This window comes from Streptomyces sp. NPDC036813 (assembly GCF_055609245.1).
The window spans coordinates 1-26,350 of the sequence record NZ_JBVJPV010000012.1; the positions used below are offsets into that span (position 1 = coordinate 1).

General features: G+C 73.3%; 28 protein-coding genes. 15 read left to right on the forward strand and 13 right to left on the reverse strand.

Features of this window, described 5'->3' with window-relative positions:
• The 3 genes from ACZ67Q_RS23980 to ACZ67Q_RS23990 all read right to left on the reverse strand — a co-directional run.
• The coding region (locus ACZ67Q_RS23980) for a DUF2637 domain-containing protein (protein WP_366842072.1) at positions 1 to 137 on the reverse strand (137 nt) is incomplete at its 3' end.
• A 255-nt stretch (positions 138 to 392) separates the two neighbouring features.
• Positions 393 to 1,316, reverse strand: a complete 924-nt coding sequence (locus ACZ67Q_RS23985) for a DUF3558 family protein (RefSeq protein ID WP_471185525.1) — start codon at positions 1,314 to 1,316, stop codon at positions 393 to 395.
• 118 nt (positions 1,317 to 1,434) lie between these two features.
• A complete protein-coding gene (locus tag ACZ67Q_RS23990; RefSeq protein WP_471185527.1) occupies positions 1,435 to 2,286 on the reverse strand; it encodes a DUF3558 domain-containing protein in 852 nt (283 codons plus the stop codon).
• Positions 2,287 to 2,488: 202 nt separating this feature from the next.
• Between ACZ67Q_RS23990 and ACZ67Q_RS23995 the strand changes: the two genes are divergently transcribed.
• Positions 2,489 to 3,682, forward strand: coding sequence for an RtcB family protein (locus ACZ67Q_RS23995; RefSeq protein WP_471185530.1), 1,194 nt, complete (start codon positions 2,489 to 2,491; stop codon positions 3,680 to 3,682).
• Here ACZ67Q_RS23995 and ACZ67Q_RS24000 read toward each other — a convergent pair.
• The 4 genes from ACZ67Q_RS24000 to ACZ67Q_RS24015 all read right to left on the reverse strand — a co-directional run bounded on the left by ACZ67Q_RS24000 (position 3,672) and on the right by ACZ67Q_RS24015 (position 6,302).
• Positions 3,672 to 4,943, reverse strand: a complete 1,272-nt coding sequence (locus ACZ67Q_RS24000) for a GNAT family N-acetyltransferase (protein ID WP_471185532.1) — start codon at positions 4,941 to 4,943, stop codon at positions 3,672 to 3,674. The two genes, ACZ67Q_RS23995 and ACZ67Q_RS24000, sit on opposite strands and share 11 nt — an antisense overlap.
• A gap of 14 nt (positions 4,944 to 4,957) precedes the next feature.
• Positions 4,958 to 5,113 (reverse strand): hypothetical protein, encoded by a 156-nt coding sequence (locus tag ACZ67Q_RS24005; protein WP_471185534.1) that lies wholly within the window; start codon positions 5,111 to 5,113, stop codon positions 4,958 to 4,960.
• A complete protein-coding gene (locus tag ACZ67Q_RS24010; protein ID WP_471185537.1) occupies positions 5,113 to 5,889 on the reverse strand; it encodes an SDR family NAD(P)-dependent oxidoreductase in 777 nt (258 codons plus the stop codon). The genes ACZ67Q_RS24005 and ACZ67Q_RS24010 overlap by 1 nt, the downstream gene beginning before the upstream one ends.
• A gap of 74 nt (positions 5,890 to 5,963) precedes the next feature.
• Positions 5,964 to 6,302 carry a YnfA family protein gene (locus ACZ67Q_RS24015; protein ID WP_471185539.1) on the reverse strand — a complete coding sequence of 113 codons (339 nt, stop codon included), beginning with the start codon at positions 6,300 to 6,302 and terminating at the stop codon, positions 5,964 to 5,966.
• Positions 6,303 to 6,539: 237 nt separating this feature from the next.
• Between ACZ67Q_RS24015 and ACZ67Q_RS24020 the strand changes: the two genes are divergently transcribed.
• Positions 6,540 to 7,106, forward strand: a complete 567-nt coding sequence (locus tag ACZ67Q_RS24020) for a hypothetical protein (protein WP_471185542.1) — start codon at positions 6,540 to 6,542, stop codon at positions 7,104 to 7,106.
• Between the two features lie 109 nt (positions 7,107 to 7,215).
• Positions 7,216 to 7,689, forward strand: a complete 474-nt coding sequence (locus ACZ67Q_RS24025) for a MarR family winged helix-turn-helix transcriptional regulator (RefSeq protein WP_471185544.1) — start codon at positions 7,216 to 7,218, stop codon at positions 7,687 to 7,689.
• A gap of 12 nt (positions 7,690 to 7,701) precedes the next feature.
• Here the strand turns inward: ACZ67Q_RS24025 and ACZ67Q_RS24030 are convergent, their stop codons facing one another.
• The 3 genes from ACZ67Q_RS24030 to ACZ67Q_RS24040 form a co-directional block, all read right to left on the reverse strand.
• Positions 7,702 to 8,295 carry a class F sortase gene (locus ACZ67Q_RS24030; protein ID WP_471186140.1) on the reverse strand — a complete coding sequence of 198 codons (594 nt, stop codon included), beginning with the start codon at positions 8,293 to 8,295 and terminating at the stop codon, positions 7,702 to 7,704.
• A 202-nt stretch (positions 8,296 to 8,497) separates the two neighbouring features.
• Positions 8,498 to 9,595, reverse strand: coding sequence for a hypothetical protein (locus tag ACZ67Q_RS24035; RefSeq protein ID WP_471185546.1), 1,098 nt, complete (start codon positions 9,593 to 9,595; stop codon positions 8,498 to 8,500).
• Between the two features lie 144 nt (positions 9,596 to 9,739).
• Positions 9,740 to 10,153: a winged helix-turn-helix transcriptional regulator gene (locus ACZ67Q_RS24040; RefSeq protein WP_471185548.1), complete on the reverse strand. Its 414-nt coding sequence runs from the start codon at positions 10,151 to 10,153 to the stop codon at positions 9,740 to 9,742.
• 124 nt (positions 10,154 to 10,277) lie between these two features.
• Here ACZ67Q_RS24040 and ACZ67Q_RS24045 point away from each other — a divergent pair, with 124 nt between their 5' ends.
• From ACZ67Q_RS24045 to ACZ67Q_RS24090, 10 genes are all read left to right on the forward strand, one after another.
• Positions 10,278 to 11,162 (forward strand): NADP-dependent oxidoreductase, encoded by an 885-nt coding sequence (locus ACZ67Q_RS24045; protein WP_471185550.1) that lies wholly within the window; start codon positions 10,278 to 10,280, stop codon positions 11,160 to 11,162.
• 244 nt (positions 11,163 to 11,406) lie between these two features.
• Positions 11,407 to 12,744: an MFS transporter gene (locus tag ACZ67Q_RS24050; protein WP_471185553.1), complete on the forward strand. Its 1,338-nt coding sequence runs from the start codon at positions 11,407 to 11,409 to the stop codon at positions 12,742 to 12,744.
• 11 nt (positions 12,745 to 12,755) lie between these two features.
• Positions 12,756 to 13,418: a response regulator transcription factor gene (locus tag ACZ67Q_RS24055; RefSeq protein WP_471185557.1), complete on the forward strand. Its 663-nt coding sequence runs from the start codon at positions 12,756 to 12,758 to the stop codon at positions 13,416 to 13,418.
• 16 nt (positions 13,419 to 13,434) lie between these two features.
• A complete protein-coding gene (locus tag ACZ67Q_RS24060; RefSeq protein WP_471185559.1) occupies positions 13,435 to 14,838 on the forward strand; it encodes a sensor histidine kinase in 1,404 nt (467 codons plus the stop codon).
• Positions 14,835 to 15,848: a TAXI family TRAP transporter solute-binding subunit gene (locus ACZ67Q_RS24065; protein WP_471185562.1), complete on the forward strand. Its 1,014-nt coding sequence runs from the start codon at positions 14,835 to 14,837 to the stop codon at positions 15,846 to 15,848. The genes ACZ67Q_RS24060 and ACZ67Q_RS24065 overlap by 4 nt, the downstream gene beginning before the upstream one ends.
• A gap of 183 nt (positions 15,849 to 16,031) precedes the next feature.
• Positions 16,032 to 17,144, forward strand: a complete 1,113-nt coding sequence (locus tag ACZ67Q_RS24070) for an LLM class flavin-dependent oxidoreductase (protein WP_471185564.1) — start codon at positions 16,032 to 16,034, stop codon at positions 17,142 to 17,144.
• Positions 17,141 to 17,746, forward strand: coding sequence for an FMN reductase (locus ACZ67Q_RS24075; protein ID WP_471185567.1), 606 nt, complete (start codon positions 17,141 to 17,143; stop codon positions 17,744 to 17,746). Before ACZ67Q_RS24070 ends, ACZ67Q_RS24075 begins: the two co-directional genes overlap by 4 nt.
• 664 nt (positions 17,747 to 18,410) lie before the next feature.
• A complete protein-coding gene (locus ACZ67Q_RS24080) occupies positions 18,411 to 19,133 on the forward strand; it encodes a response regulator transcription factor (RefSeq protein WP_471185569.1) in 723 nt (240 codons plus the stop codon).
• 1 nt (position 19,134) lies between these two features.
• The gene (locus ACZ67Q_RS24085) at positions 19,135 to 20,580 is read left to right on the forward strand and encodes a sensor histidine kinase (protein WP_471185571.1); all 1,446 of its coding nucleotides are present in this window, start codon (positions 19,135 to 19,137) and stop codon (positions 20,578 to 20,580) included.
• Positions 20,573 to 20,719, forward strand: coding sequence for a hypothetical protein (locus tag ACZ67Q_RS24090; RefSeq protein WP_471185573.1), 147 nt, complete (start codon positions 20,573 to 20,575; stop codon positions 20,717 to 20,719). The genes ACZ67Q_RS24085 and ACZ67Q_RS24090 overlap by 8 nt, the downstream gene beginning before the upstream one ends.
• A gap of 339 nt (positions 20,720 to 21,058) precedes the next feature.
• Here the strand turns inward: ACZ67Q_RS24090 and ACZ67Q_RS24095 are convergent, their stop codons facing one another.
• Positions 21,059 to 21,679 carry a CGNR zinc finger domain-containing protein gene (locus ACZ67Q_RS24095; RefSeq protein ID WP_471185576.1) on the reverse strand — a complete coding sequence of 207 codons (621 nt, stop codon included), beginning with the start codon at positions 21,677 to 21,679 and terminating at the stop codon, positions 21,059 to 21,061.
• A gap of 93 nt (positions 21,680 to 21,772) precedes the next feature.
• On the opposite strand from ACZ67Q_RS24095, the gene ACZ67Q_RS24100 reads away from it, so the two are divergent.
• Positions 21,773 to 22,546 carry an MBL fold metallo-hydrolase gene (locus tag ACZ67Q_RS24100; protein ID WP_471185578.1) on the forward strand — a complete coding sequence of 258 codons (774 nt, stop codon included), beginning with the start codon at positions 21,773 to 21,775 and terminating at the stop codon, positions 22,544 to 22,546.
• A 50-nt stretch (positions 22,547 to 22,596) separates the two neighbouring features.
• On the opposite strand, the gene ACZ67Q_RS24105 is transcribed toward ACZ67Q_RS24100, so the two are convergent.
• Entirely contained in the window at positions 22,597 to 24,186 is a 1,590-nt protein-coding gene (locus tag ACZ67Q_RS24105; protein ID WP_471185580.1) for a carbohydrate-binding protein, read from the reverse strand.
• A gap of 278 nt (positions 24,187 to 24,464) precedes the next feature.
• Between ACZ67Q_RS24105 and ACZ67Q_RS24110 the strand changes: the two genes are divergently transcribed.
• A complete protein-coding gene (locus tag ACZ67Q_RS24110; RefSeq protein ID WP_471185582.1) occupies positions 24,465 to 25,004 on the forward strand; it encodes a flavoprotein in 540 nt (179 codons plus the stop codon).
• Between the two features lie 157 nt (positions 25,005 to 25,161).
• On the opposite strand, the gene ACZ67Q_RS24115 is transcribed toward ACZ67Q_RS24110, so the two are convergent.
• Complete coding sequence (locus ACZ67Q_RS24115) at positions 25,162 to 26,109, reverse strand: STAS domain-containing protein (protein ID WP_471185584.1); 948 nt, start codon at positions 26,107 to 26,109, stop codon at positions 25,162 to 25,164.
• Positions 26,110 to 26,350 lie beyond the last annotated feature (241 nt).

Here is a 26,350-nt window from a genome sequence, read left to right on the forward strand (position 1 = left end):
AAGCCCTTCTTGATCGCCAGTTCCCGCACGGCGGCGTAGGAACCGGCGAACCCGATCCCCGCGATGATCAGGGCGCCGGACACGACCACACCGATGAGAATCCGGTGCATCCGAGTCAGCTGCGGTGGCGCGGCCACGCGTACTCCCCTCCCCTTGCATGCTGTTGCGCGCAACAGGGTGGCACATGTGTACGGCGAACGTGGCGCCGGTACGGCCGGAGCCCGGCCCCGCGGAGGGCCGGGTTCCGGCAAACAGGCCCGAACCGGGCCCTGTTGACGTCGTACGGGGGCGTCAGCGTTTTCTCGCCGCCGGCCCGTGCTCGCCGCGGGCCCGTGCTCGCCGTCGGCCCGTGCTCGCCGTCGGGCCTTACCCGCTGTCGGCCTTTCCCGCCGTCAGCCCTTCTTCGCCGCCGAAGCGGACGGGGAGGCGGACTCCGACGCGGAAGCGGACGGGGAGGCCGGCTTCGACGCGGAAGCCGACGGGGTCGACGGGGACGTGGGGGCCTTGCCGCCGCCCGCGCCGCCGCCGTCGCCGTTCGCGGACGACACCGAGGCCACGGCCTCCTTCACCGCCTGCTCCGCGGCCTTCGTCAGCTCGCCGGCGTCGGGGGCCTTGTCACCGGCGAGACCGGCGCCGTTGTAGTCCAGGGTGACGACCACGTTCTCGACCCGGGCGACGACCGTCTGCTGCTTGAAGTCGCCCTCCTTCTTCTTCAGGTCGTAGCGCACCGTCGTCGCCTCGTCGCCCGTCCCGGCGACCGGCTGCGACGCGGTGTTCTTCGCACCCGCCGTCGACTTCGCCTCCTGCACCTGCTTCAGGAAGTACGCGTGGGCCTGCTCGTTGCCCGAACCGCGCGAGACGTCCGACGCGAAGCGCAGCAGGGAGACGTTCAGCCAGCGGAACTGCGAGCCCTTCACGCCCTTGTTGTCCAGGCTGTTCCAGGAGCAACTGGCCCGCGTGGCGAGGTCGCCGGAGCTGCCCTCCTTGCCCTTGGTGCCCTTGGGCACCAGGTCCTGAAGCGTCTTCTGCGACAACACCCCGCACGCCTGCGGCAGCTTGGCGTACGCCGCCGCCTGCACGGTCGGCGACGCGCTCGCCGACGACGACGAGCTGCTCGCGCTCGCGCCGGAGCCGGCCTTGGCCTGGTCGTCGGAGCCGGAGTCCGAGGAGGAGCAACCGGCGGCCACCAGCATCACGGGGACGGCGGCCGCGCAGGCAAGGACGCGGTTCAGCCGCGCCGCGCGCTGCGGGCGCTTCGTACGCATCTCGGGCTGGTCGTCACGCTGGGCTCGTCGCTGCATGGTTCCTTCACTCATGTGGCTCGTGGTTCCTGCGGTCGGAACGGGTCCGAGGGGCCACGGTACGCGGTGCCGATGCCACGCGGCCGTGCTTCGTCCGCTCCCCGGACAAGGGGGGCGGGGAGCGCGGGGCGGGTCAGCCGGACAGCGAATCGTCCAGCTGCGCCGCCAGTTTCCGGGCCCTGTCCTGCATTTCCTTGCTGTCCGGGACCGCCGTCACGGACGTCGGCTGCTCCTCGTACCGGATGGTCACGATGACGTTCGACGTGCGGAACGCCACAGTCACCGTGCGCTGCTTGGCCGTCGAACCGGGGCCGCCCAGCTGGTCGTCGAGGAACGCCTCGTCGCCGACGTCGTCCAGGGTGCGGGGCTGCAGATCGGTGGTGGAGGAGGCCGACGGCGAGGGGGAGACGGACCCGGAGGTGGCCCCGGACGGCGTACCGGACGGCGATGCGGAGGGCACGGTGGAGGGCGCTGCCGTGGACGGTGTCCCGGACGGGCTCGCGGTGTCGAAGTCCGCGGTGGCCGAGGCGCTCGGCGCCGGCAGGTCGGCCGCCGTCTGCAGGCGCGCGAAGAGCTGCTCGGCCTGGGCGTCGTCGCTGACGGCGCTGTCGTAGGAGACGACCCGCTCGAAGTCCACGGAGAGATGGTCGGTGGCGGCCGCGGACTCCACCTTCCAACGGCAGCCGACCTTGCGGTCGGTGCTGTACGTCAGCTCCGCCTCGCCCTCGTAGGCCTTCTGCCGCTGCACCTCGTCGGTGATCTCCCGGATGCCGGGCAGCAGCGCGTCGAGGGTGTCGTGGCCGACCACGCCGCACGGCTGGGGCAACGTGCGGTACTTGCCGGGCTCGGCGACCGCGGTGGCCGTGCCGGGCGCGCCGGGGTTGGAGTTGTCGGTGCGGCCGCCCTCGTCGGAGCCGCTGGTGCAGGCGGCCAGCAGCGCCGCGAGAAGGGCGACGGTGCCGGGTACGTACCCCTTGCGCTGCACGGGTGAGGCTCCTCTCGACGGTGCGCGGACGACCGGTGTCCGCGCTGGTTATTCGCTTGCCGCACGGGGGCGCCCCCTGTGCACCATGTGTATCGCACGCACGACCGTGGATGCCGGTCCGTTGTCTCTTTCATCGACCTTGGCTCCGGTTTTTGCGATACAGGTCGTTTGTTCTGTTTTCCGGGGGAACGGGGAAGTAGAGATGTCGTACGTGGAGATGCCGGGCGCCAAGGTGCCGATCCGTATGTGGACGGATCCGGCGACGGTCGAGGACGTGGCACTGCAGCAGCTGCGCAACGTGGCGACCCTGCCCTGGATCAAGGGCCTGGCCGTCATGCCCGACGTCCACTACGGCAAGGGCGCGACGGTCGGCTCGGTCATCGCGATGCAGGGCGCGGTGTGCCCGGCGGCGGTCGGCGTGGACATCGGCTGCGGGATGTCGGCGGTGAGGACGTCACTGACGGCGAACGACCTGCCGGGCGACCTGTCACGTCTGCGCTCGAAGATCGAGCAGGCGATCCCGGTGGGGCGCGGGATGCACGACGACCCCGTCGACCCGGGTCGGTTCCACGGCCTGGCGACCGCCGGCTGGGACGACTTCTGGGGGCGGTTCGGTGGTGTCGCCGAGGCGGTCAAGTTCCGTGAGGAACGTGCCACGAAGCAGATGGGGACGCTCGGCTCGGGCAACCATTTTGTTGAAGTATGCACCGATATGACCGGTTCCGTCTGGCTCATGCTGCACTCCGGCTCCCGCAACATCGGCAAGGAGCTCGCCGAGCACCACATCGGCGTGGCCCAGAAGCTCCCGCACAACCAGGGCCTGGTCGACCGTGACCTCGCCGTCTTCGTCGCGGACACCCCGCAGATGGCGGCGTACCGCAACGACCTGTTCTGGGCGCAGGAGTACGCCAAGTACAACCGCACGATCATGATGGCGCTCCTGAAGGACGTCATCCGCAAGGAGTTCAAGAAGGCGAAGCCGGTCTTCGAACAGGAGATCTCCTGCCACCACAACTACGTGGCGGAGGAGCGGTACGACGGCATGGACCTGCTGGTGACCCGCAAGGGCGCGATCCGGGCCGGCTCCGGCGACTACGGGATCATCCCCGGCTCCATGGGCACCGGCTCGTACATCGTGAAGGGCCTCGGCAACGAGATGTCCTTCAACTCCGCCTCGCACGGCGCGGGCCGCCGGATGAGCCGCAACGCGGCCAAGCGGCGCTTCACGACCAAGGACCTCGAGGAGCAGACCCAGGGCGTGGAGTGCCGCAAGGACTCCGGAGTCGTCGACGAGATCCCGGGCGCCTACAAGCCGATCGACCAGGTCATCGACCAGCAGCGCGACCTGGTGGAGGTCGTGGCGAAGCTGAAGCAGGTCGTCTGCGTCAAGGGCTGAGCCGCTTCTCCATCAGTGTCACGGCGTACGGGCTCCCCCCGCCGTCCGTTTTCGCGGGCTGTTCGCCGGCCATCCGGTAGCCCGCCGACTCGTAGTAGGCGCGCAGGCGGGGGTTGGTGGAGAGGCAGTCCAGGCGGGCGTGGGGGCGGCCGGTGGCCGTGATGCGGGACTCCGCCTCGGCCAGCATGGCCCGGCCCGCGCCGGGCGGGGCCGTGTGCGGGGTGGTCATCAGGCGGTGGATGTAGCCGGCGTCGGCGGGGCGGGGGCCCCAGGCCGCCTCGTCGGTCCACCACAGCTCCCAGGCGCCGACGAGGGTGGTGCCGGCGTAGGCGAGCCAGACCTCGCCCTCGCGCATACGGCGGACGAAGTGGGCCTCGTCCTTCTCGCCCGGCTTCCACTGGTCGATGCCGCGGGCCAGCTGCCACAGGGCCGCGCTGTCGCGCAGGCGGACCAGCAGCGGGGCGTCCGCCTCGGTGGCCTCGCGGAACGTCAGCGCGGGCCAGGTCGTGGGGCGGGGCTCGAGGAGGGACGCGCGCAGGGTGGCCGCGAGGGCCGTCGCGTCCATTCCGAGGGCCTGGCCGACGTACCCCTCGACGCTGCCGTACCGCTCCTTCAGGGCGGTCAGGAACAGGCGCATGACCGCGGCGGGGGCACGGCCGAAGCCGGGCCAGGTGGGGGACGCGCCGCCGTTGCGGGTGCGCCAGTCCGCGAGCAGGGCCTCGGTGGCCAGTTCGGTGAGGCTGAAGTCCTCGACGACGGCCGGCTCGTCGATGCCGAGGAGGGCGAGGACGAGGGCGGCGATCTCGCCGGTGCGGTCCTTGCCGGAGGCGCAGTGGAAGACGACGGGGGTGTCGCGCCGGGCCGAGTCCGCGATGGTCTCCAGTGCCTCGCGGATCTCCTTGACGCCGTCCTCCGCCACTTCCATGAAGCGTTCGGCCAGGTAGGGGCCCGGGTCGATGTCGGCGGTCAACGCCGCCTGGTCGTACGGGCGGTGCTCGATGCTCAGGTTGCGGTAGGTGAGCGAGGGGTGCTCGGGGACGCGGCCGGCGCGTTCGATCTCCCAGGGGTAGCGCAGGTCGATGACCGTGCCGACGCCGAGGGACAGGAAGCGGTCCCAGTCCGCCGTGCCCTCGGTGAGCTTGCCGAGGGAGTCGGAGCGGTAGAGACGGCCGGAGCGGACGCGGTGGGTGCCGTCCTGGGTCGGATAGCCGCCCAGATCGCGGAAGTTGCGCAGGGCGTCGAAAGGTATGTGTCGGTCCACCCGCCTATTCAGCCCTACTTGGCGTGCCGGACGGCGTAGATCATGACGAACGCCACGATGTGGATGCCGAAGAGGAAGTACGCCAGGAAGATCCACACCTGGCGTTCGTCCTTCGTCTCCTGGGCCAGCCGGCGCTGCTCCGGCGACAGTTCGCTCTCGTGGTCGGCCATCAGTGTTCCCGGTGCACCTTGGTGTTCGACGCCTGCGCGCGCGGGCGGACCACCAGCAGGTCGATGTTGACGTGGCTGGGGCGGGTGACGGTCCAGGTGATGGTCTCGGCGACGTCGTCGGCGGTCAGCGGCTCGGCGACACCCTCGTAGACCTTCTCCGCCCGCTCCCGGTCGCCGCCGAATCGGGTGAGGGCGAACTCGTCGGTCTTGACCATGCCGGGGGCGATCTCGATGACGCGGACCGGCTTGCCGACGATCTCCAGGCGCAGCGTCTCGGCGAGGACGTGCTCGCCGTGCTTGGCGGCGACGTAGCCGGCGCCGCCCTCGTAGGTGCCGAGTCCCGCGGTGGAGGACACGACGACGATCGTGCCGTCGCCGCTCGCCTCCAGCTTGGGCAGCAGGGCCTGGGTGAGGTTGAGGGTGCCGATCACGTTCGTCTCGAACATCGTGCGCCAGTCGTCCGGGTCGCCGGTGGCGACCGGGTCGGCGCCGAGGGCGCCGCCGGCGTTGTTCACCAGCACGCCGATGGTCTTGAACGCGGTCGCGAACTCGTCGACCGCGGCGCGGTCCGTGACGTCCAGCGGGTACGCCGTCGCGGAGTGCCCGGCGGCGTTGATCTCCTCGGCGATCGCCTCGATGCGGTCCTTGCGGCGGGCGGTGAGGACGACGCGGTAGCCGGCGGCGGCCAGCCGGCGGGCCGTGGCGGCGCCGATGCCGCTGCTCGCGCCGGTGACGACGGCGATGCGGGAGGCGGCGGACGGTGCGGCGGTGGCCATGGGCTGCTCCTCGGACGTCTGTGCGCTGGTCCGGCCCAGGATAGGCGGCGGCGTCGGCGTACGGGCGGGGACGGTCAGCCGTTGCCGCGCGGTGCCCACATGATCAGCGCCATGCCGGCCAGGCACACGAGGGCGCCGGCCACGTCCCAGCGGTCGGGCCGGTAGCCGTCCGCGACGGCGCCCCACAGCAGGGAACCGGCGACGAAGATCCCGCCGTAGGCGGCGAGGACACGGCCGAAGTGGGCGTCGGGCTGGAACGTGGCGACGAATCCGTACGCGCCGAGGGCGAGGACGCCGCCTGCGGCCCACAGCCAGCCGCGGTGCTCGCGCACGCCCTGCCAGACCAGCCAGGCGCCACCGATCTCCAGGATCGCGGCGAGGACGAAGAGGGCGGCGGACCGGACGATGAGCATGCGCGCAGCTTGGCACATGGCCCTGGGCGGGGCCGGGACCGGGCGGGGTGCCCTCCGTGGGGGCGCGCGGGGCGGGTGGGCGTCCGGCGCGGGCCGCGCGGTGGCGCGGACGCCGGGGCCGGAGTGCGGGATGACGTGGGGCGCGGGTGGTGTCACCCGCTGGACGGCGCCTGGGGCGGGGCCGGTGGGGGATACATGGCAGCGATGTGCCGGACGGTCGGGTGAGGAGTGGGTGGCGTGCGTGGGCTTGCGATGTGGGGTACGGCACTGGCGGCGCTCGGTGCGGTCGCTGTGGGCGGGCCGGCGGGTGCCGCGGTCGCACTGACCGGGCCGGAGGAAGGGCCACAGGCCAGGCAGGGGGTGCGGCAGGCGGGGCCGGAGGCTGCGCAAGGGGTGCGGCAGGCCGGGCAGGCGGGCCGGGAGGCGGACCTCGCGTACCACGGGTCGGTGGTGCTCGGCGGGGGCCGGGTCCATGTCGAGCTGACGCCGCGGAACCTCGGTCCGGCGGCGGTGCCGGAGGCGGCCGTGCGGCTGCGCTGGTCGGTGCCGCTCGCCGACAGCGGGCAGCGGCTGCCGGGCGGGTGCGTGCGCACCGGCGAGCAGGACCTGGTGTGCCGCACGGGCGCGCTCACCGCGGGCGAGGTGGGCGAGCGGATCGACCTCGACCTGCGGCTTCGCGGCCGGCCGGCTCAGGTGCGGCTGGAGCTCGGCACGGTGTGGCGCGGCGGTGTCCCGGACCACAACCGGGCCGACGACAGCTACCAGGTGCTCGTGCTGGACACCGGGGACGCGTACTCGTTCTGACGGCCGGGGTCCCGGTCCTTACGGCCGGGGTCCGGTCCGCGCCGGGGGCCCGGCGCACCGTCGCTGCGTCGTACGCTTTCTGCATCACGCAAGCGAAGGGGTGCGGCGGATGGCGCGGGACGGGCGGGCGCGGCTGCTGGAGGAACTGTCGGGCGTCTCCCGGCGGTACGTGGCGTCGTACGCGTTGTTCAACCAGGCCGTCGCCGACCGCCTGCGGCTGCATCCCACGGATGTGCAGTGCCTGAACCTCCTCACGCTGGAGGAGGGGCCCGTGACCACCGGCCGGATCGCGGAGCTGACGGGGCTGACGACCGGGTCGGCGACACGGCTGGTGGACCGGCTGGAGAAGGCCGGCTATGTGCGCCGGGAGCGGGACGCGACGGACCGGCGCAAGGTGCTGGTGGTGACCGTGCCGGAGCGCATCGCCGAGTTCGGCCGCATGCGGGACCGGCTCGACGGCGGCTGGTACGCCCTCTTCGACGATCTGGACGAGTCGCAGCTCGGCGTCATCGTCGACCACATGCGCCGTACGACGCGGTTCGGCGCGGAGCAGGTGGCGCGGTTGCGGGCCGGGGACGTGTAGCCGTCGCACGGCTCAGCTCGCGGACGTCCGGACCAGGTCGGCGTACAGGATGATGTTGTCCGGGCGGTGGCCTGCGCGCAGGTCGCCGCCGCAGGTGATGACGCGCAGTTCGGGGCGGGTGGTGTCGCCGTACACCCGCTGGGTGGGGAAGTGCTTCTTGTCCACCTGTTGCAGGGTGCGGACGGCGAAGACGGCGGTGGAGCCGTCGGCGCGGTCGACGGTGATGGTGTCGCCGGGACGCACCCGCGCCACGTCCTTGAGGACCGCGGGGCCCTTGACGGTGTCGAAGTGGCCGATCAGGACGGCCGGTCCCGTCTGGCCGGGGGTGACGCCCTCCCGGTACCAGCCGATGCGGTCCGCCTGGGCGACGGACGGCACCTGGACGGTTCCGTCGGCGGCCAGGCCGAGTTCGAGGACGGGCGAGGTGTCGACGCCGGCGGCCGGGATGCGGACCCGCACGGGCTCGGCGGCGGGGAGCGGTGCCGGTGGGGGCGTGGACGCGGCCGGGGTGGGCGTTGCCGGCGGCGGGGCGGAGGCGGTGATGTTGGCGGCCGGCCCGTGTGCGGCCGGTGCGGGGGCGTCGGCGCTCAGGGCGGTGACCGTCATCCAGCCGCCGACGGACAGCGCGGCCGCCGCCGTGAGCGTGATCCAGCGCAGGCGGTTGCGGGAGGGCGGGGGCGGGGCGTCCTGGGCGGTGGGCGCGTTCATCGGGTTCCTCGGGACTTCCTCGGGTGCGCCGGGGGAGACGCGGAAGGCGGGCCGCCGGTGACGACCGGGGGCCCGCCAGAGGTGCGGTGGTGACGGGGGATCAGACGCCCGCGCCGGTGCGGCGGCGACGGACCACGTAACCGAGGCCGATCACGCCGGCCGCGGCCACGGCGGCGCCGCCGGTCAGCATCGCGGTGTTCTGCTCACCGCCGGTGCCCTCGGCACCCGCGGCCACACCGCCGGCCGGGACGACCTTGGTCTGGGTGGTGGTCTGGGTGGTGCCGGTGTTCTGCGTGGTGCCGCTGCCCGCGTGCTTCGAGGTGCCCTTGTCCGTGCCGGTGCCGGTGCCCGGGTTCAGGCAGTTCTTGGGGAGCTTGGGGAAGGGCGTCTCGCGCCAGGGGGCGTCGCCGCCCTGGTTGTTGTCGAGGAAGACCGGGCTGGTGCTGAAGGCGTTCTTGATCTTCAGGCCGTTGACGGTGTCCTCGAGGTGGTTGCGGTCCACGGTGGACACCGCCTTGCCCTTGCCGTCCTTCAGGACGGCCTTCGGGCCGGCCGAGAGGCTGTTGGTCAGGTCGACCGTCCAGCCGCCGAAGCGGGAGGGGATGGTCTGCATCACCGTGCACTTGCCGATGACGGTGACCGGGCCGGTGCCCGCCGGGATGCCGGTGTCCGTGCCCGTTCCCGTGCCGGTCCCCGTGCCCGTTCCCGTGCCCGTGCCGGAACCGGTCCCCGTCCCGGAACCCGTGCCCGTTCCCGTGCCCGTGCCGGAACCGGTCCCCGTCCCGGAACCCGTGCCCGTCTGCACGCAGTCCTGCGGCAGTGCCGGGAACGGCGTCTCGCGCCACGGCGCCGGGTCGCCCTGGGAGCGGTCGAGGAAGAGCGGGCTGGTGGTGTCCGCGTTCTTGATCTTGAGGCCGTTGGTGAGGTCCTCGGGGTGGGCGCGGTCCACGGTGGCCACGGCCTTGCCCTTGTCGTCCTTGAGCACGGCCTTCGGGCCGGCCGAGAGGCTGTTGGTCAGGTCGACCGTCCAGCCGCCGAACGCGGAGGGGACGGTCTTCGTCGCGGTGCAGTGGGCGGTGGTCCCGCCCTGGCCGTCGGCGGCGAAGGCGACGGCCGGCGTGAGCAGGGCGCCGGCGAGAGCGGCGGTGGCGACGGCGGCGCGGAGTGCGACGCGGTGGCGCGAGAACACAGCAGACATGGTGATCCCCCCAGGGACGGCAAGAGCGGTGAAGGCAAGGAGATCGCCCCGCGCGGTTCTTCCGTCCGGCCCCCCGGTTCGGCCCCTGCGCTGTGCGATGCCTCAAGTCTGCTGATCACATGACCTTGATCGGTGCGTGAACCGTCACCGCTGTGTAACGCCGTTCTCCGCGTCGTAGCGCTCGCGGGCCGTGTGGACCTCGTCGAAGTGGGTCTCCGCCCAGTCCTTCACGGCCGTCAGCAGGCAGGCGAGGCTGGCGCCGAGCGGGGTCAGCGCGTAGTCGACGCGGACCGGGACGGAGGGGGTGACGGCACGGGTGACGATGCCGTCGCGTTCCAGGGCGCGCACGGTCTGGGTGAGCATCTTGGGGCTCACGCCGGCGATCTTGCGGCTGAGGTCGCTGTAGCGCATGGGCCCGGCGGACAGGGCGGCCACGACCAGGCTGACCCACTTGTCGCTGAGCCGGCCGAGCAGCTGGTTGGTGGGGCATTCGCGCAGGAAGGCGTCGTACTCGATGCGGGCCTGTTCGCGGCGCTGGGCCGCGGTGGTCGTCGCCATGGCTCTCCTCCCGGTGCGATAGGCACCTTCAGGTAACTACTTCCCTATGGATAGTAGCTCTCTTTACGGTTGTCCACACCGCAAGGGAAGCGAAGCAAGTACCGGGACAGCAGGGAGAGTTGAGATGCGTGCAGCAGTGGTGAGGACCTTCGGCGGGCCCGAGGCCGTGGAGATCGTGGAGACGGCGCTGCCGGAGCCGGGCGCGCGGCAGGTGCGGATCAAGGTCGCCGCCAGTGCGCTGAACCCAGTCGACGCGGGGGTGCGCGCCGGGGCGTTCGGCGGTGCCGGCAAGCAGATCGGGCTGGGCTGGGACATCGCCGGGACGGTCGACGCGACCGGGGTCGCCACGGCCTGGAGCGTCGGTGACGAGGTCGTGGCGCTGGACTACGGCATGGTCGAGCCGCTCGGGGCGCACGCCGAGTACGTCGTCGTCGACACCGACGCGGTGGCCACGGCGCCGGCCACCGTCGACGCGATGCACGCGGCGACGCTGCCTCTCAACGGCCTGACCGCCGTACAGGCCCTCACCAGCCTTCAGTTGACGTCGGGTCAGACGCTGTTGGTGACGGGCGCGGCCGGGGCGGTCGGCGGGTACGCCGTGCAGCTCGCCGCGCACCGGGGCGTGACCGTGACGGGGCTGGCCAGGGAGGGCGACGCGGAGCTGGTGCGCTCGCTCGGCGCCACGCATGTCACCGCGCCCGAGGCCGGCGCGTTCGACGCGGTGCTGGACGCGGCGGTTCTCGGGGAGACGGCACTGGCCTGGGTGCGGGACGGCGGCGCGTACGCCGGGGTGATCCCGCAGGCCCAGCCCGCCTCCGTGCGCGGGGTGCGCACCGCGGCGGTCGAGGTGAGCGCCGACGGGGCGCGGCTGGCGGAGCTGGTGCGGCTGGTGGACGAGGGGGTGCTGACCCTGCGGGTGGCCGAGACGTTCGCGCTGGACGACGCGGCCAAGGCGCACGCCCGGCTCGCCCAGGGAGGGGTGCGCGGGCGGCTGGTGCTGGTGCCGTAGCGGAACGGACCCAACGGCCGTGGGCGCCCCGGGGAACGAGGGCCGACGGGCAGCCGCAGCCGGTGAGGGGCGGCACCAGGACGGTGAGGACGGGCCGGCGGTCGTGGGGTGGCCGGACGCGCTTCCGGTTGCCGCCCCGCGGCCGTGCGCCCTAAGGGACTGTTAGGACTTCGTTCCCCATATTGAGCGGCCCTCTCCCGCCGTCGACTCTGTGTGCTCCCGGGCCGCAGACAAGGGAGTTCCGATGGCCACACAGTCCACGACCGAGCGCGTGCGCGACCCGCACGGCGGCGAACGCAGGGTCGTCAGCAACATCCTGCGCGGATCGATCGGCAACCTGATCGAGTGGTACGACTGGTACGCGTACACCGCGTTCAGCGTCTACTTCGCCGCCACGTTCTTCCCCTCCGGCGACCAGACCGCCCAACTGCTGAACACGGCAGCGGTGTTCGCCGTCGGGTTCCTGATGCGGCCGATCGGCGGCTGGGTCCTCGGCCGCTACGCCGACCGCCGTGGCCGGCGCGCGGCGCTGACGCTGTCGGTGACGCTCATGGCGGTCGGTTCGCTGATCGTGGCGCTGACCCCGTCGTACGGCGCGATCGGGGTCGCCGCGCCGGTGCTGCTGGTGGCCGCGCGGCTGCTGCAGGGCCTCTCGGTCGGCGGCGAGTACTCGACCTCGGCCACCTACATGTCCGAGGTGGCCTCGCCCGGCCGCCGCGGCTACTACTCCAGCTTCCAGTACGTCACCCTCATCGCCGGCCAGCTCACCGCGCTCGGCCTGCAGATCATCCTCCAGCAGGTGCTCACCTCCGCGCAGATGGAGGCGTGGGGCTGGCGGATCGCGTTCGTGGTCGGTGCCGCGGGGGCGCTCGTCGTCCTGTGGCTGCGGCGCGGCATGGACGAGTCGGAGAGCTACGAGCGGGCCGCGGCCACAGCGGGCGAAGGCCCGACGCGCGGCAGCGTGCGGCTGCTGCTGAACTACCCGCGGCAATGCCTGGTCGTCGTCGGGCTGACCATGGGCGGCACCCTCTTCTTCTACACGTACACCACCTACCTGCAGAAGTTCATGGTCAACACCAGCGGCATCGCCAAGCCGACGGCGGCCTGGATCAACTTCTTCGCGCTGATCGTGTTCGTCGTCCTGCAGCCGGTCATGGGGCTGCTCTCCGACCGGCTGGGGCGGCGCCCCATGCTGATCGCGTTCGGGGTCCTCGGCGCCGCCGTGACGGTGCCCTCGCTCACCCTGCTGTCCCACACCGGTGACCCGGTGTACGCATTCCTGCTCATGGTCGTGCCGCTGGCCGTCAGCTCGCTGTACACGTCGATCAGCGCGGTGGTGAAGGCCGAGCTGTTCCCGACCTCGATCCGCGCGCTGGGCGTCGGCCTGCCCTACGCGCTGACCGTGGCCCTGTTCGGCGGGACGGCGGAGTACGTCGCCCTGTGGTTCAAGAACGCCGGCCACGAGAGCTGGTACTTCTACTACGTCACCGCCTGCGTCCTGGTCTCGCTGCTCGTCTACATTCGGATGCGCGAGACGTCGGACGGATCGCCGCTGGAGACGGAGTCCCGGGACCGAAGGTGAGGGAGGCGACCGTGCGCGTACTGCTGGCCGAGGACGACGACGGTGTGGCCGCGGCGCTCACCGAGGCCCTGTACGAGCACGGTCATCTGCCGACCCGGGTGCGGCGCGGCGAGGAGGTCCTCACCCGGCACCGCCGGGCCGACCTGCTGCTGCTCGATCTCGGCCTGCCCGACCTCGACGGCCTGGAGGTGCTGCGCAAGCTGCGCGCGGTGAGCGGCCTTCCGGTGGTGGTCCTGACCGCGCGCGGTGACGAACGGTCGGTGGTGCGGGGCCTGCGACTGGGCGCCGACGACTACCTGGTCAAGCCGGTACGACTGGCCGAGCTGCTGGCCCGTATCGAGGCCGTCGCCCGCCGCGCCACCGCACCGGCCGCTCCCGAGCAGCCGCGCACGGTCCGCGCCGGTGACGTCGAGGTGGACCTCGACGCCCGCCGGGTGCTGGTCGGCGGCGCCGAGGTCCGGCTGACCACCAAGGAGTTCGACGTCCTCGCGGCACTGGCGGCCCGGGCGGGCACGGCCGTCAGCCGCCAGCAGCTGATGGACGAGGTGTGGGGCGACGCGTATCTGGCCGTCTCCCGCTCGCTCGACGTCCACCTCACCCAGCTGCGGGCCAAGCTCGGCCGCCCCGAGGCGCTGACCACGATCCGCGGCTTCGGCTACCGGTTCGGCGGCTGAGCCGGCGGCGACCCGTATGCGTACCCGCGTCCTGACCGTCGTCCTGGCCTTCGTCGTGCTCGCGGTGGCCGGATTCGCCGTACCCCTGCTGGGCGTCACCGCGTCCCAGCGCACCCAGCAGCTCCTCGCGGCCCGCACCGGTGACCTCGACCGCTTCGCCGGGCTCGCCGAGCAGGCCGCCGAGAGCGGCGACACCGGTGCGCTGGCCGCCGAGGTGACCCGCTACACCGAGCTGTACGGCGAGGCGGTCGTCGTGGTCGACGCGCGCCGCGTCCCGGTGGTGCAGACGGGCGGGATGCGCGCGGCCGACCCGGCCGTCGCCCGCCTGATCGACGCGGCGCTGCGCAACCAGCGGGTCTCCCCCGGGGGCACCCTGCGCCCCTGGTCCCGCCGCGCCGAACTGCTCGCCCGTCCGGCGGGCACCGGCACCCGGGTCTCCGGTGCCGTGGTGCTGCGCGCCTCGGTACGGGCCGCCGCCGACGACATCACCCTGCGCTGGGCACTGGTCCTCGCGGGCGCGGGGCTGTTCGCCGTGGCCTGCGTGGTCCTGGCGAGGACGGCGACGCGCTGGGTCGTACGCCCCCTGCACCGCCTCGACCGCGCGGTGGCCATGCTGGCGGCCGGAGTTCCGGCCGGGATCGCGGCGGGACACGCCCGCGCCGGAGGGCCGCCCGAACTGCGCCAGCTCGCCACCGGGTTCCACCGCATGGCCGACGCCGTGACCACCGCTCTGGAACAGCAGCGGCGCCTGGTGGCCGACACCTCTCACCAGCTGCGCAACCCCCTCGCGGCGCTGCGCCTGCGCATCGACTCCCTCCAGTCCCGCCTGCCCGCCTCCGCCACCCGCACCTACGCCGGCGTGACCTCGGAACTCGAACGCATGGAGGAACTCCTCGACGACCTGCTGACCCTGGCGAACGCCGAACACCGCGCCGGAGAGCTGTCCGTCACGGCCGGGCGCGGAGCCTGCTGCGACGCGACGGCGGTCGCCGCCGCGCAGTCCCAGTGGTGGCAGCCGGTGGCCGAACAAGCCGGAGCCCACCTGAGGTTCGTCCCCGGCCCGACGGTCCTGACGGCCTGCGCGGAGAGTGAACTGGCCCAGGTGGCCGACATCCTCCTGGACAACGCGATCAAGTACGCCGGGAACGGCGCCCGGATCGAGACGCGGTGCTTCACCGAGGGCCCGGACGCGGTGGTCGAGGTCCGCGACGACGGGCCGGGGCTCGCCCCCGGCGAACTCACCCACGCGGGCAGCCGCTTCTGGCGTTCGGAGCGCCACCGCGCCGTACGCGGCAGCGGCCTCGGCCTGGCGATCGCCGAACAGCTGGTGACCGGGCGCGGCGGACGTGTCGAGTTCGCGGCGGCCGAGCCGCACGGCCTGCGGGTCAGGGTCGTCCTGCCGAAGGGGTACGACGCATGACCGGCGCGCCGGCGCCCGGTCCCCTCCCCGGTCCCGCCCGTCGCACCGCCCTGCGTGCGGCCCTCGGCGCGGCGTGCGCCGGCCTGGTCGCGGGAACCGTGACGGCCGACGCACGGCACGCGGACCGCGGACCGCGGGGCGTCCTGCGGATCGCGACCGGCGAGCCCGACGGTTTCTACGCGGCCTTCGGCCGGCTGCTCGCCGACGAGGTGGAGGCGGCGTACCCGCGGTTGTCCTGCCGGGTGGTCAACAGCGAGGGCAGCGTGGCCAACGTCGGGCTGCTCCGGGCGGGCCGGGCCGAGGTGGCGCTCGCCCTGGCCGACATCGCCTGGGCCGCGTACGGCGGCTCGGCACCGTTCGGCCACCGGGTCCCGCTGCGCGCGATCGGCCGGGTCTACGAGAACTACGTCCAGCTGGCCGTGCGCGCCGACGCACCGATCCGCACCGTCACCGACCTGGCGGGGCGCACCGTCTCCCTGGGCGCGCCCGGCTCCGGGGGCGCGGTGCTCGGCAACCGGCTGCTGCGGGCCGCCGGCCTGACCCCGGGCACCGACGTGGCGGTCCGCCACCTGCTGATGCCGCAGGCGGCCCGGGCGATGGGGGCGGGCACCATCGACGCCCTGCTGGTGGCGGGAGGGGTACCGCTGCCGGTGCTGTCCGCTCTGGACACCCGGCCGGGGATCCGCCTGCTCCCGCTGGCCGGCCTGCTGCCCCGGCTGCGCACCGGGCAGGCGGGCTCCGCTCTGGAAGCGGTGACGGTGCCGTCGGGTGCGTACCGGGGAACACCCGAGGTGGCCACCCTGGGCGTGGCGAACCTTCTGCTGTGCCGCCCCGGCCTGCCGGAGTCCGCCGCGGCGGCCCTCACCCGGGTGCTGGTCCGCAGGGCGGCCCGTCTCGTCCCCGGCGCGGCGCTCGGCACCCAGTTCCTCGACGCCCGCAGCCTGATCTCCACCGGAGCCGTCCCGCTGCACCCCGGAGCGGTCGCGGCCTACCGCGCACTGCACGGTTAGGCGCCGCGGGTGATCCGCAGACCGGGGCCCGGCGGCGCCGCGGCGGATCCGCAGGCCGGGGCGGCCGAAGGACGGGGCTCGGCGCACGGCGTGCGCGTACGCGTCGGTCGGCGGAATACGGGGGGGCGGGGTCTTCGTTGGGCGGTATAGTTCAACAATCAACTAACTGGAGGGTGAGCGACCATGCAGTTCGGTATCTTCAGCGTGGGCGACGTCACGCCGGACCCCACCACCGGCCGGACGCCGACCGAACGCGAGCGCATCAAGGCCATGGTCGCGATCGCGCTGAAGGCCGAGGAGGCCGGGCTCGACGTGTTCGCCACCGGGGAGCACCACAACCCGCCGTTCGTGCCCTCGTCCCCGACGACCATGCTCGGTTACATCGCCGCGCGGACGGAGCGGCTGATCCTCTCCACATCCACGACGCTGATCACCACCAACGACCCGGTGAAGATCGCCGAGGACTTCGCGATGCTCCAGCACCTGGCCGACGGGCGCATGGACCTGATGATGGGCCGCGGAAACACCGGCCCCGTCTATCCCTGGTTCGGGCAGGACATCCGGCAGGGCATCAACCTCGCCATCGAGAACTACGCCCTGCTGCACCGTCTGTGGCGCGAGGACGTGGTGAACTGGGAGGGGAAGTTCCGCACCCCGCTGCAGGGCTTCACCTCGACGCCGCGGCCGCTGGACGGCGTACCGCCGTTCGTCTGGCACGGCTCGATCCGCTCGCCGGAGATCGCCGAGCAGGCCGCGTACTACGGTGACGGGTTCTTCCACAACAACATCTTCTGGCCGGCCGACCACACCAAGCGGATGATCGAGCTGTACCGCAACCGGTACGCCCACTACGGGCACGGCACGCCCGAGCAGGCCATCGTCGGCCTCGGCGGGCAGGTGTTCATGCGCAAGAACTCCCAGGACGCGGTGCGCGAGTTCCGGCCCTACTTCGACAACGCGCCGGTCTACGGCCACGGGCCCTCCCTGGAGGAGTTCACCCGGGACACGCCGCTGACCGTCGGCTCCCCGCAGCAGGTCATCGACAAGACGCTGTCCTTCCGCGAGTACGCCGGCGACTACCAGCGCCAGCTGTTCCTGATGGACCACGCCGGGCTGCCGCTGAAGACCGTGCTGGAGCAGATCGACCTGCTCGGCGAGGAGGTCGTGCCGGTGCTGCGCAAGGAGTTCGCCGCGGGCCGCCCGGCCGGTGTGCCGGAGGCGCCGACCCACGCCTCGCTGCTCGCGACCGCCCGCAGGGAAACCGCCGTGACGAACGCCGAGGAGGCCGCCGTATGAAGCTCGTCGTCGTCTCCGCGGGGCTGAGTGTGCCCTCCTCCACCCGGCTGCTCGGCGACCGGCTGGCCGCCGCCACCGCCGAGCGCACCGGGGCCGAGGTGCGGGTGATCGAGCTGCGCGACCTCGCCGTGGCGATCGCGCACACCTTCACCAGCGGTTTCCCGGGCGGTGAGCTGTCCGACGCGTTCGACGCGGTGAGCGGGGCGGACGGGCTGATCGTCGTCACGCCCGTGTTCTCCGCCTCCTACAGCGGACTGTTCAAGTCCTTCTTCGACGCGCTCGGCGCGCACGACCAGGACGCGCTCGCGGGCAAGCCGGTGCTGATCGCCGCGACCGGCGGCACCGCCCGGCACTCCCTGGTGCTGGACCACGCCCTGCGGCCACTGTTCGCCTACCTGCGGGCCGTCGTCGTCCCGACCGGCGTCTACGCCGCCTCCGAGGACTGGGGCGCGGAAGGCCTGCCGGAGCGGATCGAACGCGCGGCGGGCGAGCTGGCCGCGCTGACGGCCGGTCTGTCCACGGCCCGCCCTCCGGCCCAGCGGGACGCCTTCGACGTCGTCCCCTTCGAGGCCCAACTGGCCGCGCTACGCCCGACGGGCTGAGCGGACGGGGGCTCCAGCCGGAGCCCCCGCCCAGCGGACCGCCCCGCGACGGACGGGCTGAGCGGACCCGGCGCTCCACCCCGAGCCACTGCCGAGCGGGTGTCACCGCGACCGACGGGCTGGGCGCACCAGGCGCTGCGTCCTGAACCCCTGCTCCCCACCGGCCCACCCGGCCCGGGCTCGGGCCGGGTGGCGGCAGGGGCCCGTCCCGGACCCCGGCGGCGGTTCCGTCCCCATCCCCTGGCGGGACTCCGGCTCCGGAGCCGGCTCGTGGACCCCTCTGGCGGGGGTTCCGTCCCTTGTCGGCCGGACCCCGGCTGTGCTCCCGTCTCCGCCGCCGGGCTCCCGGCACCGGGGCGGCCCCGGTTCCCTGGGCCCCGGACCGGCCCGGCTGTCCGGGGGCCCAGGCGCCGCGCCTCAAGGGCGGCGTCCGCTGCGGCCCGGGTCTCCAGAAGGGTCTCCTGCACTGCCCCGGTCCCGAGGGGGGCGCTCCACGGATCCCGGCGGGGTCCTTCGCGTCCCCGGTCCGCAGGCCGACACCCGGGCGGACGCAGGTCGGGAGGCCCGTGGCCAGGGGGTCCCGGACGGTGAGATCCGAGTAAGAAGGGTGATCGTCGGACCGCTCGCCCGGCCGGGGCGTCCCAGGGCTTGGCAGACTGGGCGGGTGCCCCAGACAGTTCTCCTCGCCGAAGACGACCGCGCCATCCGCCACGCCCTGGAACGCGCCCTCACCCTGGAGGGCTACCAGGTGACGGCGGTCGCCGACGGCGTGGAGGCGCTCGCGCAGGCCCACAAGTCGCCGCCGGACGTGCTCGTCCTGGACGTGATGATGCCCGGCATCGACGGACTCCAGGTCTGCCGCGTGCTGCGTGCCGAGGGCGACCGCACGCCCATCCTCATGCTCACCGCGCTGGTGGAGACCGCCGACCGGATCGCCGGGCTCGACGCCGGCGCCGACGACTACGTCGTCAAGCCGTTCGACGTCGAGGAGGTGTTCGCCCGCCTGCGCGCCCTGCTGCGCCGCACCAGCCCCGACGCGCCCGCCGCCGCCCCCGCCGTGACCCGCGAGGAGCCGCAGCTGCCCGAGCGGCACATCGAGGCCGCCGGCATCCGCATGGACCCCCAGGCCCGCCGGGCCTGGCGCGGCGGGCGCGAGCTGGAACTCACCCGCACCGAGTTCGAGCTCCTGGAACTGCTCGTGCGCAACGCGGGCATCGTCCTCGACCACTCCACGATCTACGACCGGATCTGGGGCTACGACTTCGGCCCCGGCTCCAAGAACCTCGCCGTCTACGTCGGCTACCTGCGCCGCAAGCTCGACGAGCCCGGCGCCCCGCAGCTGATCCACACGGTGCGCGGCGTGGGTTACGTGCTGCGGGAGGACTGACATGGGGCGCGGGCGCCTGCGCCGCCTGGTGTCCGGGCGGCGCCCCGGGCTGGTGTCGCTGCGGACCACGTTCGCCGTGTCCTTCGCGGCCGTCACCGCCGCCGTCACCGTCCTGGTCGGCATCCTGTCGTACAACGCGGCCGCCCGGCTGGTGCGCGTCGACCAGCAGTCGGTGTTCGACGAGGTCGTGCAGGACGTGCGCAGCGAGGTGCGCCAGCACCGGATGTCCCCGGAGGACTTCTCCTCCTCCGCGCCCGGTCACGACGTCGTCCGCCCGGCCCGCACCAATGTGCAGGTGCTCGGCGCGGACGGCGCGGTCTCCGACAGCGGCAGCCCCGCGCTGCCGGTCAGCGAGGCCGACCGGACGGTCGCGGCCGCGGGCAGCGCCGGGCGCATGGTGCTGCACAAGGACGTCGACGTCGGCAGCGACGTGTACCGCGTCGCCACCGTCTCCCTGGGCGGAAAGCGCGGCGCGGTGCAGGTCGCGCAGGAGTTCAGCGACACCGAGGACCTGCTGAGGGCGCTCCAGCAGCGCACGCTGATCCTGATGGCGGCGGTCGTGGTCGCGGCCGGGCTGTTCGGCTGGTGGCTGGCCCGCCGCATCACCCGCCGGCTGATCGTCCTGACCGCCGCCGCCGAGGACGTCGCCCGCACCCGCCGGCTCGGCATCCAGGTCCCCGTCACCGGCTACGACGAGGTGGGCCGCCTGGGCCGCGCCTTCGACCGGATGCTGGGCCGGCTCGCCCAGTCCGAGGAGGACCAGCGGCGCCTGGTCCAGGACGCGGGGCACGAGCTGCGCACGCCGCTGACCTCGCTGCGGACCAACATCTCCTTGTTGAAGCGGATCGACGAACTCCCGCCCGCCTCCCGCGAGGAACTGGTCGCCGACCTCGGCCAGGAGGCCCGCGAGCTGACCGACCTGGTCAACGAGCTGGTCGACCTCGCCGCCGGGCAGTCCGACAGCGAGCCGCCGCAGCGGGTGGACCTCGCCGACGTCGCCGAGGACGTCGCGGGCCTCGCCCGCCGCCGCACCGGCCGCGAGATCGTGCTGCGCGCGAGCGGCGACACGACGACGTACGGCCGGCCGGGCATGCTCCAGCGGGCGGTGTCGAACCTGGTGGAGAACGCCACCAAGTTCGACCGCGACGGCACCTCGCCCATCGAGATCAACGTGGCCGGTCCGGCCCGGCCCGGCACGGTGCGCGTCGAGGTCCTGGACCGCGGGCCCGGCATCACCGACAGCGACCTGCTGCGCGTTTTCGACCGTTTCTACCGCGCCGCCGACGCGCGCTCCCTGCCCGGCTCGGGCCTCGGCCTGTCCATCGTGCGGGAGGTGGCCCTGGTCCACGGCGGAGCACCGTTCGCGCAGCACCGCGAGGGCGGCGGCTCGGTGATCGGCTTCACGGTGGCCGGGGCACCGGCACGCCGGGACGACGACGGTGGCTGAGACCGCGGCGGGCGACGAGATGGTCGAGGTCGAGCCGGACCACGAGGCCGTCGGCCTCGCGGCGGGCCACGGGTCCGTCCACGTCGCGGCGGGCCAGGAGGCGTCGACGTCGCGGCGCCGGGCGGGGCGCACGTCGTAAGGGCTGTGCAGGCCCGTGCGGACGGGCGGACGACGGGCCGGCTGGGCGGGGTCGCCACTGACGCCTGGTCGGCGCCGGCTGCGGCTTCCTGCCGGTGTGGTCACCGACCCGGCGGCACCGACCCGGCGGCACCGACCCGGCGGCACCGACCCGGCGGCACCGGGGCGCGGGCCGGCCGCGGCGGTGTCCCGGTTCGTGACGGCCACGTAGGGGACCGGCGCCGCCCTGATGGTGGACGAGGACGACACGGCGGCGATCAGGGCGTACGAGCGGGCCGGGATGACGGCGCGGCGGCCGGGAGTCGCGGGGCGGGGCGCCCTGGGGAGCCGGGCCGCGGCTTCAGTCCTGAGGCGTCCGGCCGGTGCGGCGGGCGTACGCGCGGGCCGCTCGGGCACGGTCCCCGCAGCGCGTGGAGCACCACTGGCGGCGGCCGTGCCGCAGCAGGTAGCGGGTGCACGGCGGTGAGCCGCAGGCGGTGAGGCGGTCGGCGTCGGGGCCGGTGAGCAGGTCGGCGGCATCGGCGGCGAGGGCCGCGAGGGCGTGTTCGAGGATCTGGGTGGTGGGGTGGGCGGCGGCCCGGTGCAGTCCGCGCGTGGCGTCCCAGCGCAGCAGCGCGGTGGCCGGGGCCTTCGTCATCGCCTCGTTGACCGCAGCCACGGAGCCGGCCGGCGCGGGCTGTCCCTCGACGCGGGAGGCGATCAGCGCGCGGATCTGCTCCCGCAGTGAGCGCAGTTGTGCCGCGCACATCTCCCGCAGACCGGCGTCGGCCGGGGCGAGGCCGCGTTCGGCCAGCCAGCGGGTGGCGTCCGCCGGGCCGGACAGCAGGTCGAGGGTGTGCCCGCCGGGCAGGGCCAGCGCGCTGTTGGCGAGGTCGAGCGCCAGGTACTGCTCGGCGCCAGGCGCGGGCGGGGCGGCCGGTTCCAGGGGTTCGGCGGGCGCGGTCTCCGTCATGCATCTCATGGTACGGCTTGCGTGCATCCGTGAGAAGCCGCTAGGTTCTCTCACGGATGGCCGATCGGCGATCCGTGAGACTCATCTGTGAGGTGCTGCTCTGTGTCCGCTTCCGTCTCGCCCGAGCTCCCCGTCCACCGCTACGGCGGCCCCACCGCCCTCTTCGAGTACGGCGGCCTGCGTTTCCTCACCGACCCCACCTTCGACGAGCCCGGCGTCTATCCGATCGGCGGCGGCCGCTCCCTGACCAAGCTCGCCCCGCCCCGCACCACCCCCGCCGCGCTCGGCCGCGTCGACGTCGTCCTGCTCTCGCACGACGAGCACCCCGACAACCTCGACCACTCCGGCCGTGCCCTGCTCGCCGATGTGCCGCTCACGCTCACCACCACCGGCGGCGCGCGGCGCATCGGCGCCGGGGCCACGGGTCTCGCGGACTGGGAGTCGGTCGATCTCGACCGGCCCGGCGGCGGCACGGTGACGGTCACCGGCGTCCCCGCCGTGCACGGCCCCGGCACCAAGGAGCAGGTCGAGCCCGTCACCGGCCAGGTCGTCGGGTTCGTCCTGACCGGCGAGGGGCTGCCCACGGTCTACGTCAGCGGCGACAACGCGTCCCTGGACGCGGTCCGGGAGATCGCCGACCGGTTCGGCCCCGTCGACACCGCGGTGCTGTTCGCAGGGGCGCCCCGCACGGGCCTCTTCGACGACGCGCTGCTCGTCCTGGACGGCGCCGGCGCCGCCGAAGCCGCCCGCCTGCTCGGCGCCCGCCGGGTGGTGCCCGTCCACTGCGACAGTTGGGCCCACTTCACGGAGGGCCGCGAGGACGTGGTCAAGGCCTTCGCCGAGGCCGGGCTCGGCGACCGGCTCGCCGTGGACTGACACCGCGCGGGACGGGCCGGCGTGGCACCGGCCCGCCCGTCCAGCAGGGTTTACGGCGTCACGACCTTGCCCCCGAACGTCACCACCAGATGGCCGTCCGAGGCGAAGGACCAGCCCAGCGCGCCGCTGTAGGAGGAGCAGCGGGAGCCGTTGGCGCCGGTCCAGAACTGGTTGGAGCCGTCCGCGTCACCGACGGTCTTGTCGTTGGAGCCGCTGACGGCGAACCGGCACGAGGTGTTGTCGCGGAACACCGAAGTCCCCGTGTCCCAGGAGAAGTTGCGCTGGGCGTTGTCGACGCCGACATTGCCGGAGACGGTCATCGAGCCCGGGTTGGAGTTGTAGGTGAACCCGTGCTTGCCGTTCTTGTAGGCGATGCTGTGCCGGACGACGTGGTCGACCGCGATGTCGTCGCCGCCGAGCTTGTACCCGTTGCGGTCGCCGTTGGAGTTGACGGTGCCGTCAAGGAGCGTGCCATTGGTGTACGACAGCGAGTACTCGATGGTCACCGGGCCGATGGCTCCCGTGTCCGTCTTCGTGTACAGGTCCCAGCCGTCGTCGATGTTGTTGTGGGAGACGGCGTAGCGGAAGACGTTCCCGGTGCCGGTGGTGAGCTTCGCGGCGAAGCCGTCGGCGTCCTCGCCGTCGGAGTCGGCGTTGTCGTGCGACTCGGCGCTCAGGATCAGGTTGTCGGACGGCCACTGGTCCTTGGGCGTGGTGGACGCGATCCGGCCGAGCTGCAGCCCGGTGTCGCGGTTGAAGCGGGTCACCGTGCGCTCGACGACGTTGTGGCTGCCGCCGACGTAGATGCCGTTGTCCCCGGCGTGCTCGACGACCAGGCCGTACAGGTGCCAGTACGAACCGAACAGCTGGAGCCCGCGGTTGGCGGGGGCCTCCGTCTGCGCCGCGAAGTTCAGCACCGGGGTCTCGCCCGGGTAGGCGGACAGGGTGGTGCGGGCGGCCGGGGTGCCGCCGCTGCCCTGCGGGATCGTGACCGTCGAGCCGTAGGCGTACGTCCCGCCGCGCAGGTAGATCGTGCCGCCGGGGGTGATACGGCTGATCGCCGAGGACAGCGTCGTCGGCGCGGACTGTGTTCCGGCGGCGCCGTCGGTGCCGCCGGGCGCCACGTAGAGCACGGGGCCCGTCGGCTGCGGTGTGGAGTCGGCGGTCGTGACGTCCAGGTAGTCGAGGTTGGGCAGGCCGGCGGACGTGGTCGGGCTCAGCCGGATCGTGTTGCTGCCCGCGGCGAGCGGCACGGTCACCGTCTTGGTGACCCAGGTCGACCAGGCGCCGGTGGCCTCGAAGGACGGCGTCTGCACGGTGGTGCCGTCGACGATCAGTGAGGCGGGACGCGCGGTGGCCGACCCGTTGGCGAAGCGGAGGCCGAGTGTCGCCTGGCCCGCGCTCGCGGCGTTCACGGTGAACTGGGCGTACGCCCCGGTCGCGTTGGTCGCGTTGCAGAAACCGCTGCCGGAGTAGCCGCTCCAGTCGGAGTCGATCGTGCCGGTGCACACCGCCGGCGAGGACTCGGCCTCAAAGCGCGCCGAGGCGGCCTCGGCGGAGGGGCCGGCCAATGCGACCAGCGTGCCGGCCAGCAGGCCGACGGCGGCGAGGGCGGGTCTGAGAACAGGTCGGAGATGCATGCGTCGCCTCCACAGGGGGGTCAGAGGAATGAACTGCCTGGGATATGGAAAGCGCTTTCAGGAACGTAAAGGGGTGCTGTGGGCGCGTCAATGGACGTGTCCATGATTTTTGTTCAGATACATGAATGGAGCAGGGGCGGTCCGGTGACTGACGGTGGCGGATCCAGCCACCTGAGGCCGGGTCCCTCGCCGCCCGCAGCCCACCGTGTCCCGGCGCCGGCTGCTCCCCGTACGCTGCCGGGACCGCACCACGTCAGCCGACCCCCGGGAGAGCACGCGTGACCACGCCTCAGAAGCAGCCGTTCCTCTACGTCGTCGTCTGCGCGGGCGGGGTCGCCGGTGACGTCGGCAAGCTGATCACGGCCGCGCAGGGACAGGGCTGGGAGGTCGGTGTCGTCGCCACCCCGCAGGGTCTCGGCTTCATCGATGCCGAGGCGGTCGAGGCGCAGACCGGACACCCGATCCGTTCGGCCTGGCGGCGCCCGGGGGACCCCCGCCCGCTGCCCCCGGCGGACGCGATCGCCGTCGCCCCGGCCACCTTCAACACGATCAACAAGTGGGCCGCGGGCATCTCCGACACCCTCGCCCTGGGCATCCTGTGCGAGGCGTACGGCATGGGCATACCCATCGCCGTCCTGCCGTGCCTGAACGCGGCCCAGGCCGCCCATCCCGCCTACCGGCAGAGCCTGCACCGGCTACGGGAGATGGGCGTCCGGATCGGCGGCCACGAGCCGTACCCGGCAACCGAGGCAGGGGGAGGTGCCTTCACCTTCCGCTGGCAGGAGGCGCTGGAACTGCTGGAGCCAGGGAGGGCGTGAGCGGCGGCGGCCGTCCGGCGCCGCGGCCGAGATCGCCCCGCACGTCGACCGGGCCACCGCCGGCGCACCGGACCTCCTCCGGACCTCCTCCGGACCACCCCGGCCCTCCGGGGCACGCGCGTCCCAGGACGGCGCCCGAGGGCGACGCCCGTCCCGGTCACCGGCCTGCCGGGAGCGGATCCCCCCTGGGCAGGGTCATCACGCACGGGTTCGTCGGTCCCGGCAGCCCGACGATCTCTCCCATGTTCTGCCAGCCCCAGGACGCGAAGGCGGCTTGTCCGGCCCGGTCGGCCGGGTGGAGCAGGGCGACTCCGAGCGAGGAGTGCCGGTCGGCGAGAAGATGCTGTTGCAGGCGGCGGGCGATGTCACGGCGCTGCGGGTGTGGATGCGCCACGAACTGAGTGAGGACGACGAACTCGGCGCAGGACGTGAGGCGCCCGACGCACTCCCGCAGCGCGTCGCCGCGCTCCCGCCGGCCGGAGCCGCCCTCACCCGCGGGGAAGCCGTAGGCGCAGCCGACCAGCACCGTCGTCTCGGCGACCAGCAGGGCGAAACCGGGGCGCCGGGCGCTGACGGCCAGACGGCGCAGGACGTCGCGCCGTTCGTGGTACGCCTCACCGGCGGTGCCCGCGACGGATGCCATGGCCAGGTCCGCGATGTCCTCCGCCATCCCCTCGGCCTGCCGGCGAGTCAGGCGGCGTAGACGGATGCCCTCGAGGACCGGCCCGCCGGCGGCCTTCTCGGGCGTCCCCGTCCTGCCCCGCGACGGCGCAGAGGAGGCCGGTTCGAGGAGGCCGAGATCCGGGACGGTGGAACCGGTGGCGGCGATAAGGCGGGTGAGCTGAGCGCAGGGGTGGTGCAGACGCAGGGTGGCGTGCACCCGGCTGGCGCGCCGCGACGCCGACAGGAAGACATCCAGGCCCCTGGCGTCACAGGAGCCGACCGTGATCAGGTCGACGTCGATGAGGGTGACGCCGTCGCGCAGACACTGCTCCAAGGCGGCACGCAACAGCGGCGCCGTGGCCGGGCCGATCTCGCCGGCGAGCGTGACGAGAGCGCCCTCTCCTCTGTTGCGCCGGTGGATGTCCAGCCGTGCGGGGGTCATCACGCCTCCCCTCGGCAGGGGCGCGGACCGGCCCCCGCACGCGGTACGGCCGTGACGCGCTGGTGCGAGGTTGCTTCGACCGCGACGGACATGATGCCGACCCGCCTCCGCGCCGGCTGCTGTGGCGGCCCGGGGTTCGTTTCTCGCCGGGGACGACTCGGCTCGGCGGCCGCAGTGCGTGATGCCCTCGGTACCTCAACCGTACGTCGCCCACAGCCGAGTCGGCGGCGCGAGGCAGCCA